The following is a 16,874-nucleotide window of genomic DNA, read 5'->3' as shown; positions in this document are numbered from 1 at the left end:
GAAACAAATTATAATAATTAAAAACATAAAAGAATGAGTACAAGCTATGAAACCCGTTATGCATCAAGTCCGCAAACAGTAAAGAAATATGACACTCAAGAATTAAGAGACGAATTTCTAATTGATAACTTAATGCAAGAAGGAAAAGTAAACTTAACGTATACACACTACGATCGTTATATCGCAGGATCTGCAGTACCTACTTCTAGTGCTTTAACGTTAGAAACTATCGATCCTTTAAAAGCAGAATCGTTCTTAGAACGTAGAGAATTGGGAATTATTAATGTTGGAGGAAGTGGATCTGTAACTGTAGATGGTACTAAATATGAGATGGGCTTAAAAGACGCCTTGTATGTTGGAATGGGTAATAAAGAGGTTGTTTTTGCTAGTAATGATGCTAGTAATCCAGCAAAATTTTATTTAAACTCAGCACCTGCACATGTTAACTTTCCAACAAAAAAAGTAAGTAAGGCCGAAGCTAATAAACTTGAATTAGGATCTTTAGAAACTGCAAATCACCGTACTGTAAACCAGATGATTATTGGTGGTATTGTTACAACTTGCCAGTTACAAATGGGAATGACAGAGTTAAAAACAGGAAGTGTTTGGAATACGATGCCAGCTCACGTTCATGATCGTAGAATGGAAGTGTATTACTATTTAGATATTCCTCAGGATCAAGCAGTTTGTCATTTTATGGGAGAACCTACTGAAACACGTCACATTTGGATGCAGAATGATCAAGCAGTAATTTCTCCACCATGGTCTATTCACTCTGGTTCAGGAACGTCAAACTACACATTTATTTGGGGAATGGCAGGAGAGAATTTAGATTACAACGATATGGATGTAGCAAAAATAACTGAATTAAGATAATTATATAAAGTAATAAGATGTCAGTAAATTTATTTGATTTAACAGGAAAAACAGCACTAATTACAGGAGCTGTTCACGGATTAGGTATGGCTATGGCGAAAGGTTTAGCAAACGCCGGAGCTACAATTGTAGTAAACGATTTATCGCAAGACGCGATAGATAATGCTTTAAAAGAATATAAAGCGGATGGAATTGAAGCACATGGTTATGTGTTTAATGTAACGGACGAAGCTCAAGTTATTGCTGCTGTAAAACAAATAGAAACAGAAGTTGGTCCTATTGATATCTTAATCAATAATGCGGGAATTATTAAAAGAATCCCAATGATTGATATGGAAGTTAAGGATTTTACTGCAGTAATTAATGTTGATTTAATTTCTCCATTTATTGTGTCTAAAACTGTTGTTAAAGGTATGATTGCACGAGGTGGAGGAAAAATCATTAATATTTGCTCAATGATGAGTGAATTAGGACGTGATTCTGTAAGTGCTTATGCTGCTGCAAAAGGTGGTTTAAAAATGTTGACTAAAAACATGGCTACGGAATGGGCGAAGTTTAATATTCAAACCAATGGTATTGGACCAGGATATTTTGCAACCTCACAAACAGCACCAATTCGTGTAGATGGTCATCCATTTAACGACTTTATTATTAGCAGAACACCAGCTGCAAGATGGGGAGATCCAGAAGATTTACAAGGAGCTGCTGTATTTTTATCATCAAAAGCTAGTAATTTTGTTAACGGACATGTAGTATATGTTGATGGTGGAATTTTAGCTACAATTGGAAAACCTTCAAACGAAGATTAATATGAAAAATGGGATATTATATTCTTGTATAGCTTTAGCATCAATATTCACAAGTTGTGATTCTAAGGAAAAGGATAGTACAATAATTACTGTAAAGAATACTTTAGAATTAACACGTAGTTTTGAAACTGTAGAAATTTCAAAAGACGATGTGACATTAAATGAAGGTGAACGCTTTGAGGATTTTAGTGTTCAAGATATGTCAACAAAAGCCATATTGACGTCTCAGTTTGTAGATGAAGATCTCGATGGAACGGTAGATGTGTTGTTGTTTCAGCCTGAAGTCGCTCCAAAATCAGAAAAGCAATATAGTTTAGTTATAGCAGATCCTTCTGTTAAAAAGGATACCACTGCATATTGCTATTCGCGATTTGTTCCTGAACGTACAGACGATTACACTTGGGAGAACAATAAAGTTGCATTTAGAACTTACGGTCCTGTCGCTCAAAAAATGATTGAAGATAGTGTGCCTGGAGGTACATTGTCGAGTGGAATTGATTTATGGCTTAAAAAAGTAGAATACCCAATTATTAATAAATGGTATGCTAGAAATGCTATTAAAGCAGGGGAATATCATATCGATTATGGTGAAGGTTTAGATAATTTTCACGTGGGATCTAGTCGTGGGGCAGGAGGTTCTGCTGTAAAAATAGATACATCGTATTATATTTCTAAGAATTTTACAGACTATAAAACGATTACAACTGGACCAATTAGAACAAGCTTTGTTTTAAGCTATGCCGATTGGGATGCTGATGGAAATACGATTTCTGAGGAGAAACACATTTCTTTAGATTACGGTAGTAATTTTTCAAGATTTGAAATTGAAGTAGAAGGAACAGACGAATTATCTATTGGTTTAACGCTACACGATAATAAAGGTACTATCACCGAAAACGTAGAGCAAGGATGGATTGCGTATTGGGAATCTGAATATTTCGACTCAGAATTAGGAACCGCTATAGTTGCTAAAAAAGACGATATGGTGGCCTCAGATTATTACGTAACTAATGCAAAAGATCGTAGTAATTTATATAGCCAACTTAAGGTAAATAATAATAAAGTAGTATATTACGCCGGTTTTGCTTGGAAGGAGTCTAAACAATATCCAACTAAAGCTTTGTGGGAGAAACACATACAAGAGTTTTCAGAGAAAGTAAATTCGCCTTTAGAAGTTTCTTTTAATTAATAAGAATTAAATAAATAGAAAGAGGTTTCAAAATTTAGGTTTTGGAACCTTTTTCATTTCAAAAAATAAAAAAATGTCATTATATCCATTAAAATTCACACCTCTATATAAATATAGAATTTGGGGAGGAGAAAAATTAAAAACAGTATTACACAAAGATTATCAGGAGGAAAGTATTGGAGAATCTTGGGAAATTTCTGATGTAAAAGGAGATAAAACAGTAGTTAGTGCTGGTGTTTTAGAAGGTAAAACATTAGAAGAATTAACTCAAGAATTTAAAGCAGATATTGTTGGTGAGAATGTATATAAATTATTCGGGACAGAATTTCCGTTATTAATTAAGTTTATAGATGCCAAGACGCCTTTGTCAATACAGGTACATCCTAGTAATGAGATCGCTAAGGAAAGACACGATTCGTTTGGTAAAAACGAAATGTGGTACGTTATGGAAGCTGAAAAAGATGCTGAACTTATTGTAGGTTTCAATCAGAAAGTAGATAAAGCATCTTACGTAGAAGCTTTAGATTCTGGAAAAATTTTAGATGTTTTAAATAACGATACTGTCTCTAAAGGTGATACCTATTACATTCCAACAGGACGTATTCATGCAATTGGTTCTGGGGTTTTATTAGCAGAAATACAACAAACATCAGATATTACATACCGTATTTATGATTACGAACGTGTGGATGCAACAACAGGAAAGACTCGTGAATTACATACGGATTTAGCAGTAGACGTAATAGATTACAGTGTTCAGGATAGTTATAAAACGGACTATAAAGTTTTAGAAAATGAAACGAACACTTTAGTACATTCTCCATATTTTAAGACGAATATCTTATCAATTAACGGGACGATCGAGAAAGATTATTCAAGCTTAGATTCCTTTGTTATTTATATATGTGTCGAAGGTGAACTAGAATTGCAATGGCAAGGCATAGATTATCATTTGGTAAAAGGGGAGACCTTGTTTTTACCAGCTTCAATAAATAGAATTGACTTAAAGTCTGAAAATGCAGTAGTTTTAGAAGTGTACTACTAAGTGAAAGTATATTAGATACAGTGTTTTAATAAAAACGGGTGATTAAATACTATTTAATCACCCGTTTCGTTTTTAGAAAATTTTAAGGACTATTTTATTGTTTTCTAATCCAATATTGCGTTCTTCCAAGAAGTGCAACGCCCATATAACCTCTTACTTTTAGTTTGTTGTCATCGACTAATTTTAAGTAACAACTATAGACATCACCAGACTCAGGGTCTAAGATTGTACCATCGTTATATTCTTTGCCGTCTTTTTTTATGTCTTCAATAATTACCAATCCAATCATTGGTTTATCTTTTTTGTCGCCCTCACATGCCGTGCAAACAGAGTTTTTTTCTCCGATATACTTATTCACTATTTTTGCAAAATAGACATCATCGGTCTTGTAAATTTCAATTAATGCTTTCTTTTCATTGGTTTTATCATCGTAGGTTTCCCATTGTCCAATAATACTTTGCCCTTTAACTGTAAAACTTAAAGATATTAATACGAGAAAAAATAAATGCTTCATAATTTTAGTTTGTTTAGTTTACGTGTTCTAATTTTTGGTTTAATAATTCCATGTACGATTTACGAGCGGTTAATTCTTGTAAAGTCGTTTCAAAAGTTCTTGTGTTTTTTAATGAAGGAAAAGATAACTTATTTTTTGCAATAGAATGAGATATTAACAGATTGAAATAATTGAATCTTAGAATTACAGTTTGTATAAAATCTAATTTTTGAACCCGAAACCCTAACTTATTCGCTGTCCTTGCGTTAATAATATAGCTTGTGCCTCTAATCTTTAGATTAGGATCCTGATGTTTTGCTGTTTCTATGAGGTGTAAAAGACCTTGTATGTGATTTTGAAGAATAAAATGGGTACGCTGTTGACTGTTTAATTTCTTATTGATTACAAATACGTAATCGAATAATGTACCACCATGTATAGTAACTATGCCGTCTTTTGGAGCTTCAGATAAGAATAGCGGCGCATGATATTTAAGTTTCCCACTTGCTTTCATCGCGGGTACGTCTAAAAAAGGAGCAAGAATTGAAAGTAGTATTGAAAACGTCAGTATCCCGATTATAATTACTCCAGTCCTATACGAAATAAAGATAGATAATAATAGCACCACTAAAGCCGCAGTAATAAGCAGTCCTTGAATGCGTTTTTGCTCTGTTTTAGGTTTTTTGTAAAATGGGTGTTCCAATGCTTGGTTTACTTTTTTAAATGAAAGGGATTTGCTGGTTCTAATGAGGCTATAAATTTATTAGTACATCTATAGAATTTAGAACTGCATATTATTTGTAATCCTATTAATACCGTAAATATAGTTTCAATTTTTAATTTATCTAAAATAAATTAGGTTGGTCATTTCTTTTTTTGCGTTGGAGAGAAAGCTATTATTTAGTGTTTTTTGAACTTATAATAGGTGATAAAATAACGGTATTTCTAATTCAGAACGGGCGGATCTTTAGATAAAGATAAGTTTCTGAATATATACCTAACGTTTCGTTTTTTACTTTAGTAACACTTTGGTAGGGGTTACTATTATAGACAGCACAAACGTTTTAATATAGATTAGAAACAAAAAATAGTAGAAAAATACAACTTCATTTTTTCAATCGGCTGTGTTTTTTCTACTATATAATGGTAATATTTAGAGGTGTTTAAATACTAATTAAGTAATTCTTTTTAAACATTTTCTCATAAACGTCCTTGCTAAACATATAAAGTTGTGCTGGTTTTTTAGACACGCCAACTTGCTTTTCATCTAAAGGGATAATGTATTTTTTATTAATTAATTTTCTTCTAAAATTACGGTTGTCAATTTCAATTCCTAAAATAGATTCATATAAATCTTGAACATCATTAATTGTGAATTTATTTGGAAGCAATTCAAAAATGATAGGCTCCGAAAGGCACTTAATTTTTAAATCCTCGTAAGCTTCTAAAATGATACTTTCGTGATCAAAACCTAATTCTGGTAATGAGTTTACTGGAAACCATTTTGCATTGTATTTATTTTCATTAAGATTGATAGCTTCCGTTTTTATTAAAAAATAGTAAGCGACGGTAATGGTTCTGCTATTAAAATCTTCATTTTTAATCCAAAGCTGATCTTTTTTATCCAATAAACGATTTGGATTACCAAAAGCCTTGAATTGTTTTTTATATAAGCCACTCAAACCTGTTAATTCTTTAAGTGCCCTTGTAGCTGTATCGTCTAACGTTTCATCTTCATTAACATGATATCCGGTTAAGACATAATCGTTGACTAATATTTTAGAATCAGTTGCAGATTCTAAATAACGTTTTATTAATAAGACATTAAGCGTTTTTTCGGTGGTATTATAGCCAAAAACAACACAGTCTACAGAGATGTTTTTTATTTTCTGAGATTCCATAAATAGTAATTATAAAACGAATGTAATAAATTTATTGATAATATATTAATAAACGTTAAAAATACATTATATTGTATGAGCTGTTATTTTAGCAATAAATCGCAAACAAATATCAATCTAGAATATAAATAAGTTAATATAGAATATTTTAGAGTTTTATTTTGTCATGTCGATTTTTTGAATAACTTTGAAAAATAATTAAAAACGTAAAAATGACGTTTGTATGATTTGAACCAAATGAAACTAAGTTTTATTGAATTTTACAACATGATTTAATAACAAACTATAATCCTAACTGCATATGAAAGCAACTAAAAATTTTCAAGAGTTCGAGTCTATAGACGAAGAGCAATTACCAGTGTCTAAACATAAACTGCATGATTGGACACACTTTGCTGGTTTATATGCTGCCGAACATGTGGCGGCAACAGAATTTGTAATCGGTGCGACCTTCGTAGCTTTGGGAGCGACAACTAAAGATATTTTATTAGGGTTATTAATTGGTAATATTTTAGCTGTACTTAGTTGGACGTTAATTACGTCTCCAATAGCAGTAGAAACTCGTTTAAGCTTATATACTTATTTAAATAAAATTGCAGGAGATTCTATGACTAAGCTCTACAATTGGGCAAACGTTATTATTTTTACTGTAATTTCTGCGGCAATGATTACCGTTTCTGCAACGGCTGTGCGTTTCGCTTTTGATATTCCCGCACAACTCGATTGGTATCCTACAAATCTATGGTTTGTTATTATAGTTTTATGTGTAGGACTCGTAGTCGTTTCTATCGCTATTTATGGGTTTAAAGCCGTGACGGAGTTTTCTGGAATCTGTGCACCTTGGTTATTTGTTATGTTTATTAGTGGTGCATTTGTATTGCTTCCAGCGTTATCTCTTGTAGATTTAGGTCAAACAATTCCTGCAAGTTGGAACGATTTTATAACTTTAGGAGACCATTCTATTTGGACCGGAGTTAATAGTGAGGGTGAAACAGGCATCGGGTTAGTAGAAGTTATTGGTTTTGCATGGGCTGCCAATACCATTACGCATTTTGGTTTAATAGATATGGCATTATTACGATTTGCTAAAAAGAAATCATACGGTTTAACAACGAGTACAGGGATGATGTTCGGACATTATATCGCATGGATTGCTGCCGGAATTATGGGAGCAGGAGCAGCTGTAATTATAGGGAAACCTATTGTCGCTCTCGATCCAGGAGATGTCGCATATTACGCTTTAGGATGGTCTGGATTTGTTATTGTTATTGTAGCAGGTTGGACCACAGCTGTAGCTAATTTATACAGAGCAGGTTTAGCGGCTCAGGCCGTGTTTAAAAGTCATTCAAGAAAAAAAACCACAGTAGTTGTTGGTATAGTGACTATGATTGTTGCCTGTTTCCCGTTTGTGTTTAGTCAGATATTACCATTATTAACTTATGCTGGCTTATTAGTTGTTCCAGTAGGAGGGATTGTGTTTGCAGAACATCAAATATTTCCAAAAATTGGTTACACACGATATTGGGCACATTATAAAAAATTAACTTTTAGTACACCTGCAATTGTGTCTTGGGGATTAGGTTTAATATTCGGTTTCGGACTAAACGTAATAGATATTATGCCGTTTTATTATTTATTTATCCCAACTTGGATTTATACAATCATTATATATACGGTTTTAGCTGGGCAATACGGGGCTAAAGATTCGTATCCAGAAGAAGAATTAGAGGAAAAAGAAAGACAACACAATATTGAATTATATCAAGACGAAAAAGCAACGCACGAAACAATAAGAGTAAAAGATCATTCTGTATTTTCAAAAGTATTAACAGGTGTTTCCATCGTTTCACTTATCGTTACATTAGTATTAGCTTGTATTGTATTATTTGGTAGTGCTAATGAATCTATTTATATTGAAAACAGAGATGTATTTTATCGTTATGCATTTGTGTGTACAGTAATCTATTTTGTAACTGCATATTGGAAATTAAAACGAGAAAAAAATAAAAACATATAATATCGTGGAGCATTTAATTAAACTTAATCAGAAGAATTTGGCAGAAGTTGCCAAAAATATATCATGTCCAACTTACGATCGTTCAAAAGTTAAGGCAGGTATTGTACATGTGGGCATTGGTGGATTTCACAGAGCTCATGAAGCGTTTTATACAGATCAGTTACTGCATGATTCCGGGAATAAAGACTGGGGAATTTGTGGTGTAGCATTATTAGATTTCGATACAAAAATATATAATACGCTTAAAGAACAAGACGGATTATACACACTCGTTATAAAAGAGTTAGATGGTACCTTAACTAGACGTGTTATTGGTTCTATCGTAGAGTGTTTGTATGCTCCCGAAAATCCAATGCAGGTTATCGAAAAAATGGCAAGTCCAGACATTAAAATTATAACGTTAACCATTACCGAAGGCGGATATAATTATAATGAAGCTACAGAAGCATTCGATTTCGATAATCCTCAAATTCAATACGATTTAGAGCATACATATGCACCTAAAACGATATTCGGATATTTAACACAAGCATTAAAACATCGTCAGCAAAATGATTTGGCGGTTACGATTCAGTCTTGCGATAACATAAAAGGTAACGGAGATTTAGCAAAACGCATGTTAATGAGTTATGTTGAAAAAGCCGAGCCTGAATTAATGCCTTGGATCGAAGCTAATGTGTCGTTTCCAAATAGTATGGTCGATCGTATTACGCCGGCAACATCGCCTGTAGATATTTCAAATTTAAATGCGTCGACAGGAATTGATGATGCTTGGCCAGTAGTTTGCGAACCGTTCCATCAATGGGTTATTGAAGACGAATTTAAAGCAGGAAGACCAGCCTGGGAAACTGTAGGGGCACGATTTGTTGAAGATGTGGATCCGTTTGAGAAAATGAAGTTAACGCTGCTTAATGCAGGACATACTGTGTTGGGTGTTTTGGGAGCTTTAAGAGGGTGTTCAACGATTGATGAAGCCGTTCATAATAAAGATATTAGAGCCTTTTTAAAATTGTATATGGATCTGGAGGTGACGCCAACTTTATCCGATTTAGATGGCGTAGATTTGGATAAATATAAAGAAACGTTATTGCATAGATTTGGTAATATTTATATGAAAGACCAAATAGATCGAATCTGTTCAGAGAGTTCTGCTAAGTTTCCAATATTTGTGTTGCCAACTGTAAACGCTCAATTAACGCATGATAAACATGTAGACTTTGCAGCATTAGTAGTTGCGGCCTGGGCGATTTATAGTTTAGGAAAAGACGAAAATCAACAGGACTTAATTATAAAAGATGTGATGCACGATGCGCTAGCTAAACAGGCACTTTTGGCTAAAGATAATCCAGCAGTATTTTTAGAATTGGAATCTATCTTCGGAAAATTGAAAACCTCTGAAACGTTTGTGAATGCTTTTACCAAGGCCTATAAAGCCATTTCAGAAAACGGTATCGAACATAGTGTCATTTCATGGAATAAATCAGCTTTAAAACACGGTTAAATGAAAAATATAGTTTGTTTTGGCGAGGTATTATGGGATGTGTTTCCCACGCATAAAAAAATTGGTGGAGCACCTTTAAACGTTGCTTTAAGATTGCAGTCTTTTGGTAATAAAGTGTCTATAGTTACTAGAATAGGCAATGATGCTAAAGGTGAGGAGATTGCCGATTTTATTAAAGCACATGGCGTGAATTCTGAAAATGTTCAAATAGATAGTGCACTTGAAACTGGAGCTGTAGATGTTGTTTTAGATGACACTGGTTCTGCGTCTTACACCATTAATTCTAATCGTGCTTGGGATAATATTCAGCTTACAGAATCTGCCATTGAAAAAACAAAACAAGCTGATGCTTTTATATTTGGAAGTTTAGTAGCTCGAGATTTAACATCTCGTGCAACCTTATATGCACTTTTAGAAGTTGCAAAATATAAAATATTAGATACCAATTTAAGAGCGCCTCATTATACTACCGAAGTATTGAGTCACCTTATGAGCGTGGCAGATTTCTTAAAATTTAATGACGATGAGATATTTGAAATTTCAAAATCATTAGGTTTCGAATCGACATCTTTAGAAGATAATATATTGTTCATAGCAAAAGAGACCAATACCAAATCTATTTGTGTAACCAAGGGATCTCAAGGTGCCATATATTACCAAGACAAAACCTTTTACTACAACGAAGGATACAAAGTAAAAGTAGTAGATACTGTTGGAGCAGGGGATTCGTTTTTAGGTTCTTTAATTACTAAACTGCTTAAAGATACCCCACCGCAAGAGGCCATAGATTATGCCTGTGCTGTAGGGGCTTTAGTGGCGAGTCACGAAGGTGCAAATCCAAAGCTTGATGAATCTGACATACTTGCGTTTATGAAGTCCTAATTAGAAATAATTATTTATATAATAAAAAGCCTCAAGTGTGTACTTGAGGCTTTTCTATTTAACATATTAAAAGTGTATTCTAGTTTAATGCAGCTAAATTATAATGAGATTTAAAATGCCTTTTTAGGACTCTTTTTCCTTAAAAAGAAGGGCAAATACAATATATTTTTTAGAAGATAACTAAGTATTAAAAATTATTTTTAAAATAAAAGATGAAGATGTTGCTACAACATTTAAAATTTTATATTAATTTTAACATTTAATTAAGTAAATCTAATATGAAAAAATATACAACTTTTCTTTTTGTTTTAGTATTCAGTATATCTCAGCTTTCCAATGCTCAAGCAGCTATTGTTGCCATGATTTTTGGGGATAAAGTGGCATCAGAAAAATTTAATCTGAGTATGGAAATTGGTGTGCCTTTCAGCAGTTTTTCTAATGTAGATGACTTAAAAATGAAAAATGGTGTGAATTTCGGAATTGCAGGAAACCTTAAACTGTCTGAAAATTGGTACGTAAGTCCTACCGTTTATTTTTTATCGAAAAGGACATTTCAGTTAAATAATACAGATTTACACTCTAACGACGAATATTTAAATAGCCTTTACATGAATACAAGGGCGAAAACGGTGATCAGTTATACCGATCTTCATGTGTTATTTTCATATCAATTAACTGATTCTAATTTTAGGTTTGGTTTAAGTCCGCAGGTCTCTTTTTTAGGTAAAGCTAAAGGCACTTACGAAGGAACGGAAGGCGAACTTACTCAAAAAATAACCGATTTTGTTAATAAAACAGATTATGGTGTCATTGCCAATGTTGGGTATTTTTTAAGATCAGGACATGAAGGAAAAGGAATTATTTTTAATCTAAGATATTATCAAGGTTTTACAGATGTTTTAAAGAACAACTTCGAAGCGGGTAAAAATAAAAGTAGCTATATCGCATTACACGTAAGTTTACCTTTCTTAACAGACGAATTGGCTTCAAAAAACAAAAAACCAGAACCTGTTTCTGAAGATTAACTTTTAGAACCAACACATAATCGATCGCGGACGTGATCTAATATTATCAATTTCGATCTTCCCATATACAACTAAACCTTTATATAGATATTGGGCGAATATTTAATGCCCCTAATCGAAACCCGGTTTTTCAATTTAAGTACCTTTTACCTAGATCTAATATATTAGATCGTTCTTCACTTTTGTAAAAGTTATCAATATACGGCGTAAAACCACTTTAATTCGTGTTTCATAAAGGGGGAGAAAGAAGATGTTTTATTTCTGTATAAATACCTTACTTATAGGGATATTTTAACAATCGATAGTTAATTTTAAGTAATCCATAGAAAAAGTTTACATATTGCGTTAAATTTTTATATTTTAGAAGAGTGTTATCACAACATCAAATTAACTTTTAAAAACCATAGTATTTAATGAGCAATTATCACATAAAGCATTTAGAAGAATATTATCAAGTATATAGGAAATCGGTTCGAGAGCCTGAAAATTTTTGGGAAGAAGTAGCAGAAGAACATTTCATGTGGCGTAAACGTTGGGATAAGGTGCTGACTTGGGATTTTAAAAAACCTGAAATTAAATGGTTTGAAGGTGCTCAATTAAATATTACTGAAAACTGTATCGATCGCCATCTACGCACTAAAGGCGATAAAACAGCCATTATTTTCGAGCCTAATAATCCTGAAGATGAGGCTGAACATATTTCATATCAACAACTTCACGATCGTGTGTGTCAAATGGCAAACGTGATGATAGATAAAGGAATTAAAAAAGGAGATAGAGTATGTATCTATTTACCGATGATTCCTGAATTAGCGATTTCATTATTAGCATGCGCAAGAATAGGAGCGATTCACTCTGTGGTTTTTGCAGGGTTTTCTTCGAAGGCATTATCTTCTAGAATAAATGATAGTGAATGTAAAATGGTTATCACGTCCGACGGATCGTACCGTGGGGCTAAAAGCATCGATTTAAAAGGTATTGTAGACGATGGATTAGAATCTTGTCCGTCGGTAGAAAACGTATTGGTTGTAAATAGAATCGGTTCGGAAATTAATATGAAAGAAGGTCGCGACGTATGGTTACAACCGTTATTAGATAAAGCGTCTCCTATTTGCGAACCAGAAATTATGAATGCGGAAGATCCGTTATTTATTTTATATACTTCCGGTTCTACAGGGAAACCAAAAGGAATGGTGCATACCACTGGTGGTTATATGGTCTATACGGCTTATACCTTTAAGAATGTTTTTCAATATCAGGATGGCGATGTGTATTGGTGTACCGCAGATATTGGATGGATTACCGGTCACAGTTATATTGTATATGGACCGTTAGCAAACGGTGCAACTACGGTTATGTTTGAAGGTGTTCCTCAGTATCCAGATTTCGGACGTTTTTGGGAAATTGTAGAAAAGCATAAGGTTAATCAGTTTTATACCGCGCCAACCGCGATTAGAGCATTGGCAAAACAAAATATTTCATTTGTAAATGATAGAGATTTATCATCTTTAAAAGTGCTAGGGTCTGTAGGAGAACCTATAAATGAAGAAGCTTGGCACTGGTATAACGATAATATAGGAAAACATAAAAGTCCAATCGTCGATACCTGGTGGCAAACTGAAACAGGAGGAATCATGATTACGCCAATTCCGTTTGTAACACCTACAAAACCAACTTATGCGACATTACCATTTCCAGGAATTCAACCTGCATTAATGGATGAAAATGGAGAAGTCATTAAAGGCAACCAAGTGGATGGTCGTTTGTGTATTAAATTCCCTTGGCCAGCAATTGCACGAACCATTTGGGGAAATCATGAACGTTATAAGGACACGTATTTCTCGGCTTACGACAATATGTATTTTACCGGAGATGGCGCGTTGCGAGACGAAGTTGGGTATTACAGAATTACCGGTCGTGTAGATGATGTTATTATTGTTTCAGGACATAACTTAGGAACAGCACCTATTGAGGATGCAGTTAACGAACATCCAGCAGTTGCAGAATCTGCGATAGTAGGATTCCCTCACGATGTTAAAGGAAATGCATTGTACGGATATGTTACATTAAAAGAAACTGGAGAGTCTAGAGATCAGAATAACTTAAGAAAAGAGATTAATCAATTAATAACAGATCGTATTGGACCAATCGCTAAATTGGATAAAATTCAGTTTACAGACGGATTACCAAAAACAAGATCAGGTAAAATTATGCGTCGTATTTTAAGAAAAATTGCAAGTAAAGATATTAGCAATTTAGGAGATACAAGTACCTTATTAAATCCAGAATGTGTTCAGGATATTATAGATGAAAGTCTATAAATGTTGAAACTATAAAGCATAAAAAATCCCGATTTTAAATCGGGATTTTTTTATGAATTTTATTTTTTCTTCGGAATGAAAACAGGAAGTAATTCTGTTTTAACTTCTCCAAAACCAATTCGAGTACCATCGTTTTCACAATATCCTCTCATCACTACAGTATCGTGATCATTAATAAATTTACGCTCAGTTCCATCTTTTAAAGTGATAGGTTTAGTTCCTTTCCAAGTTATTTCTAACATTGAAGCCAAGGATTCTGGGGTTGGACCTGAAATGGTTCCACTTCCCATTAAATCACCAGAGTTTACAGGACATCCATTAATAGTATGATGAGCCAGTTGCTGAGACATATTCCAATACAAATGTTTGAAATTTGAACGACAAACCACTGTTTCTTTTTCTTTTCTAGGTTGAATCGCTACTTCTAAATTAATGTCGAAACTCTTCTTTCCTTTAGTTTGTAAATAAGGCATTTGTGCTTTAATCGGTTTAGGACCTTGAACTCTATAAGGCTCTAAAGCATCTAAAGTCACTATCCACGGTGACATAGAAGACGCAAAGTTTTTAGATAAAAATGGACCTAGAGGTGCATATTCCCAACTTTGGATATCTCTAGCACTCCAGTCGTTAAATAAGACTAAACCAAAAATATATTCTTCAGCTTCATTTACAGGAATTGGTTCCCCTAAATCGTTAGCATCAGTAGTAATAAATCCCATCTCTAATTCGAAATCTACTAATTGTGAAGGCCCAAAAACAGGCTCGTTAGCATCAGAAGGTAATGTTTGTCCCTGAGGTCTATGTATCGGAATTCCAGAAGGAATTATAGACGAACTTCTTCCGTGGTAACCCACTGGTATGTGTAACCAATTTGGTAACAACGCATGTTCTTCATCTCTAAACATCGCTCCAAGATTGGTAGCGTGTTCTTTACTAGAGTAAAAATCTGTGAAATCTCCAATTTGTATTGGTAGTTGCATTTCAATTTCATCTAAACGAAACAATACAACTTCCTTATGTTGTTTATTATTTTTTAAAGACTCGTTATCAGCATCAAAAATATCAGCAATTCTACTACGAACTGCACGCCACGTTTTTCTACCGTCGGCAATAAAGTCGTTTAAAGTATCCTGAAGAAATATATCGTCTGTTAAAGGAATGTCGCTAAAATACCCTAATTGATGCAAAGCACCTAAATCGATCGCTGTATCTCCAATTCTAGTTCCTATAGTAATAATGTCGTCGCGGGTAAGAAATACGCCGAAAGGAATGTTTTGAATAGGAAAATCCGAATTTTTATCGACATGTAGCCATGTCTTACGACCTGGATTGTTGGCTGATATTTGCATAACGTTGTTTTAAAGTTTGTTTAATAAATTATATTCAAATATATGTTTTTTGATGTATTTAACTAATCTATTTCCTATTTTTGAGTAATTTTTAACGATAAATATAATTATGCAACGCGACGAACAAATTTTTGAATTAATTGAAGCAGAAAAACAACGCCAACTACATGGTTTAGAGTTAATTGCTTCTGAAAACTTTGTAAGCGACCAAGTTATGGAAGCTGCAGGATCTGTTTTAACAAATAAATATGCCGAAGGATATCCTGGTAAGCGCTATTATGGCGGTTGCGAGATTGTAGATGAAGTAGAACAAATCGCTATCGATCGTGCAAAAGCACTTTTTGGAGCAGCTTATGTTAACGTTCAGCCACACTCAGGAAGTCAGGCAAACACTGCTGTTTTTGCAGCATGTTTAAATCCAGGAGATAAAATTTTAGGTTTCGATTTATCTCACGGTGGACATTTAACTCATGGTTCTCCAGTAAATTTTTCTGGAAAATTATATAATCCTTCTTTTTATGGTGTAGACCAAGAAACAGGAGTTTTAAATTACGATAAGATTCAAGAGGTTGCAACTAAAGAGCAACCAAAATTAATAATTGCTGGAGCTTCAGCATATTCACGTGATATCGATTTTAAACGTTTCCGTGTTATTGCTGATAGTGTTGGTGCTATTTTAATGGCCGATATTTCTCACCCTGCAGGTTTAATTGCTAAAGGAATTTTAAATGATCCAATTCCTCATTGTCACGTTGTAACAACTACAACGCATAAAACCTTAAGAGGTCCAAGAGGTGGAATGATTATGATGGGTGAAGATTTCGATAACCCTTTCGGAATTACACTTAAAAACGGAAACAAAAGAAAAATGTCTTCTTTATTCGATTCTGCTGTATTCCCAGGAAACCAAGGTGGACCATTAGAGCATATTATTGCTGCTAAAGCCATTGCTTTTGGTGAAGCACTTACAGATAATTACCTTACGTATATGTTACAAGTTAAGAAAAATGCATCGGCTATGGCTGACGCTTTTGTGGCAAAAGGGTATAACATTATTTCTGGAGGAACAGATAACCATATGATGCTTATCGATTTAAGAAATAAAGATGTTTCTGGAAAACAGGCAGAAGAAGCTTTAGTAAAAGCAGACATTACTGTAAACAAAAACATGGTACCTTTCGATGATAAATCACCATTTGTAACTTCTGGTATTCGTATTGGAGCTGCTGCAATTACAACACGTGGATTAAAAGAAAGCGATATGCAAACTATCGTTGATTTAGTCGATGAGGTTATTGTAAACTTAGAAGACGAAGCTATTTTAGCTGCTGTTGGAACTAAAGTGAATGCACTTATGGCCGATAGACCATTATTTGTATTTTAGTTTATAAACTATAGATATTAAAAAAGGCTGCCAATTGGCAGCCTTTTTATTTTTTAAGTATTTTCTATTTTCGAAAAGAGAA

14 protein-coding genes are annotated in these 16,874 nt (G+C 33.7%); 10 read left to right on the top strand and 4 right to left on the bottom strand.

Translation table 11 applies throughout. The features are described from left to right. The first annotated feature begins 33 nt into the window (after positions 1–33). From kduI to ACFFVB_RS06100, 4 genes are all read left to right on the top strand, one after another. A complete protein-coding gene (kduI, locus tag ACFFVB_RS06115) occupies positions 34–876 on the top strand; it encodes a 5-dehydro-4-deoxy-D-glucuronate isomerase (protein ID WP_382381831.1) in 843 nt (280 codons plus the stop codon). 17 nt (positions 877–893) lie between these two features. Next, positions 894–1,685, top strand: coding sequence for a gluconate 5-dehydrogenase (locus tag ACFFVB_RS06110; protein ID WP_382381830.1), 792 nt, complete (start codon positions 894–896; stop codon positions 1,683–1,685). A 1-nt stretch (position 1,686) separates the two neighbouring features. Beyond that, on the top strand, positions 1,687–2,874 hold the full coding sequence (locus ACFFVB_RS06105; protein ID WP_382381829.1) for a BT3233 family polysaccharide utilization protein: 1,188 nt from the start codon (positions 1,687–1,689) through the stop codon (positions 2,872–2,874). Positions 2,875–2,947: 73 nt separating this feature from the next. Then, positions 2,948–3,919, top strand: coding sequence for a type I phosphomannose isomerase catalytic subunit (locus ACFFVB_RS06100; RefSeq protein ID WP_382381828.1), 972 nt, complete (start codon positions 2,948–2,950; stop codon positions 3,917–3,919). Positions 3,920–4,013: 94 nt separating this feature from the next. On the opposite strand, the gene ACFFVB_RS06095 is transcribed toward ACFFVB_RS06100, so the two are convergent. The 3 genes from ACFFVB_RS06095 to ACFFVB_RS06085 form a co-directional block, all read right to left on the bottom strand. Beyond that, the gene (locus tag ACFFVB_RS06095; protein WP_382381827.1) at positions 4,014–4,433 is read right to left on the bottom strand and encodes a DUF2147 domain-containing protein; all 420 of its coding nucleotides are present in this window, start codon (positions 4,431–4,433) and stop codon (positions 4,014–4,016) included. A 13-nt stretch (positions 4,434–4,446) separates the two neighbouring features. After that, positions 4,447–5,115, bottom strand: a complete 669-nt coding sequence (locus ACFFVB_RS06090; protein WP_382381826.1) for a hypothetical protein — start codon at positions 5,113–5,115, stop codon at positions 4,447–4,449. Positions 5,116–5,575: 460 nt separating this feature from the next. Continuing rightward, positions 5,576–6,313, bottom strand: coding sequence for an NUDIX hydrolase (locus tag ACFFVB_RS06085; protein ID WP_382381825.1), 738 nt, complete (start codon positions 6,311–6,313; stop codon positions 5,576–5,578). A 301-nt stretch (positions 6,314–6,614) separates the two neighbouring features. On the opposite strand from ACFFVB_RS06085, the gene ACFFVB_RS06080 reads away from it, so the two are divergent. From ACFFVB_RS06080 to acs, 5 genes are all read left to right on the top strand, one after another. Further along, on the top strand, positions 6,615–8,330 hold the full coding sequence (locus ACFFVB_RS06080; RefSeq protein ID WP_382381824.1) for a purine-cytosine permease family protein: 1,716 nt from the start codon (positions 6,615–6,617) through the stop codon (positions 8,328–8,330). A 4-nt stretch (positions 8,331–8,334) separates the two neighbouring features. Then, positions 8,335–9,831 carry a mannitol dehydrogenase family protein gene (locus ACFFVB_RS06075; RefSeq protein ID WP_382381823.1) on the top strand — a complete coding sequence of 499 codons (1,497 nt, stop codon included), beginning with the start codon at positions 8,335–8,337 and terminating at the stop codon, positions 9,829–9,831. Then, complete coding sequence (locus ACFFVB_RS06070; RefSeq protein ID WP_382381822.1) at positions 9,832–10,713, top strand: carbohydrate kinase family protein; 882 nt, start codon at positions 9,832–9,834, stop codon at positions 10,711–10,713. It abuts the gene before it with no gap. A 278-nt stretch (positions 10,714–10,991) separates the two neighbouring features. Next, the gene (locus ACFFVB_RS06065; protein WP_382381821.1) at positions 10,992–11,738 is read left to right on the top strand and encodes a porin family protein; all 747 of its coding nucleotides are present in this window, start codon (positions 10,992–10,994) and stop codon (positions 11,736–11,738) included. A 413-nt stretch (positions 11,739–12,151) separates the two neighbouring features. After that, complete coding sequence (gene acs, locus ACFFVB_RS06060) at positions 12,152–14,059, top strand: acetate--CoA ligase (RefSeq protein WP_382381820.1); 1,908 nt, start codon at positions 12,152–12,154, stop codon at positions 14,057–14,059. Positions 14,060–14,118: 59 nt separating this feature from the next. On the opposite strand, the gene fahA is transcribed toward acs, so the two are convergent. Next, complete coding sequence (fahA, locus tag ACFFVB_RS06055; RefSeq protein ID WP_382381819.1) at positions 14,119–15,408, bottom strand: fumarylacetoacetase; 1,290 nt, start codon at positions 15,406–15,408, stop codon at positions 14,119–14,121. A 109-nt stretch (positions 15,409–15,517) separates the two neighbouring features. Between fahA and glyA the strand changes: the two genes are divergently transcribed. Continuing rightward, on the top strand, positions 15,518–16,792 hold the full coding sequence (gene glyA, locus ACFFVB_RS06050; RefSeq protein WP_382381818.1) for a serine hydroxymethyltransferase: 1,275 nt from the start codon (positions 15,518–15,520) through the stop codon (positions 16,790–16,792). The last annotated feature ends 82 nt before the right edge of the window (positions 16,793–16,874 follow it).

It is taken from the genome of Formosa undariae, assembly GCF_042427615.1.
In the GTDB taxonomy this organism is placed as follows: Bacteria; Bacteroidota; Bacteroidia; order Flavobacteriales; family Flavobacteriaceae; genus Formosa; species Formosa undariae.
This window is presented reverse-complemented; position numbering and strand designations above follow the sequence as displayed.

Excerpts from the sequence above, each read along its gene's own strand:
- kduI (WP_382381831.1), top strand. The coding sequence starts at position 34 with ATGAGTACAAGCTATGAAACCCGTTATGCATCAAGTCCGCAAACAGTA.
- ACFFVB_RS06110 (WP_382381830.1), top strand. The coding sequence starts at position 894 with ATGTCAGTAAATTTATTTGATTTAACAGGAAAAACAGCACTAATTACA.
- ACFFVB_RS06105 (WP_382381829.1), top strand. The coding sequence starts at position 1,687 with ATGAAAAATGGGATATTATATTCTTGTATAGCTTTAGCATCAATATTC.
- ACFFVB_RS06100 (WP_382381828.1), top strand. The coding sequence starts at position 2,948 with ATGTCATTATATCCATTAAAATTCACACCTCTATATAAATATAGAATT.
- ACFFVB_RS06095 (WP_382381827.1), bottom strand. The coding sequence starts at position 4,433 with ATGAAGCATTTATTTTTTCTCGTATTAATATCTTTAAGTTTTACAGTT.
- ACFFVB_RS06085 (WP_382381825.1), bottom strand. The coding sequence starts at position 6,313 with ATGGAATCTCAGAAAATAAAAAACATCTCTGTAGACTGTGTTGTTTTT.
- ACFFVB_RS06080 (WP_382381824.1), top strand. The coding sequence starts at position 6,615 with ATGAAAGCAACTAAAAATTTTCAAGAGTTCGAGTCTATAGACGAAGAG.
- ACFFVB_RS06070 (WP_382381822.1), top strand. The coding sequence starts at position 9,832 with ATGAAAAATATAGTTTGTTTTGGCGAGGTATTATGGGATGTGTTTCCC.
- ACFFVB_RS06065 (WP_382381821.1), top strand. The coding sequence starts at position 10,992 with ATGAAAAAATATACAACTTTTCTTTTTGTTTTAGTATTCAGTATATCT.
- acs (WP_382381820.1), top strand. The coding sequence starts at position 12,152 with ATGAGCAATTATCACATAAAGCATTTAGAAGAATATTATCAAGTATAT.
- fahA (WP_382381819.1), bottom strand. The coding sequence starts at position 15,408 with ATGCAAATATCAGCCAACAATCCAGGTCGTAAGACATGGCTACATGTC.
- glyA (WP_382381818.1), top strand. The coding sequence starts at position 15,518 with ATGCAACGCGACGAACAAATTTTTGAATTAATTGAAGCAGAAAAACAA.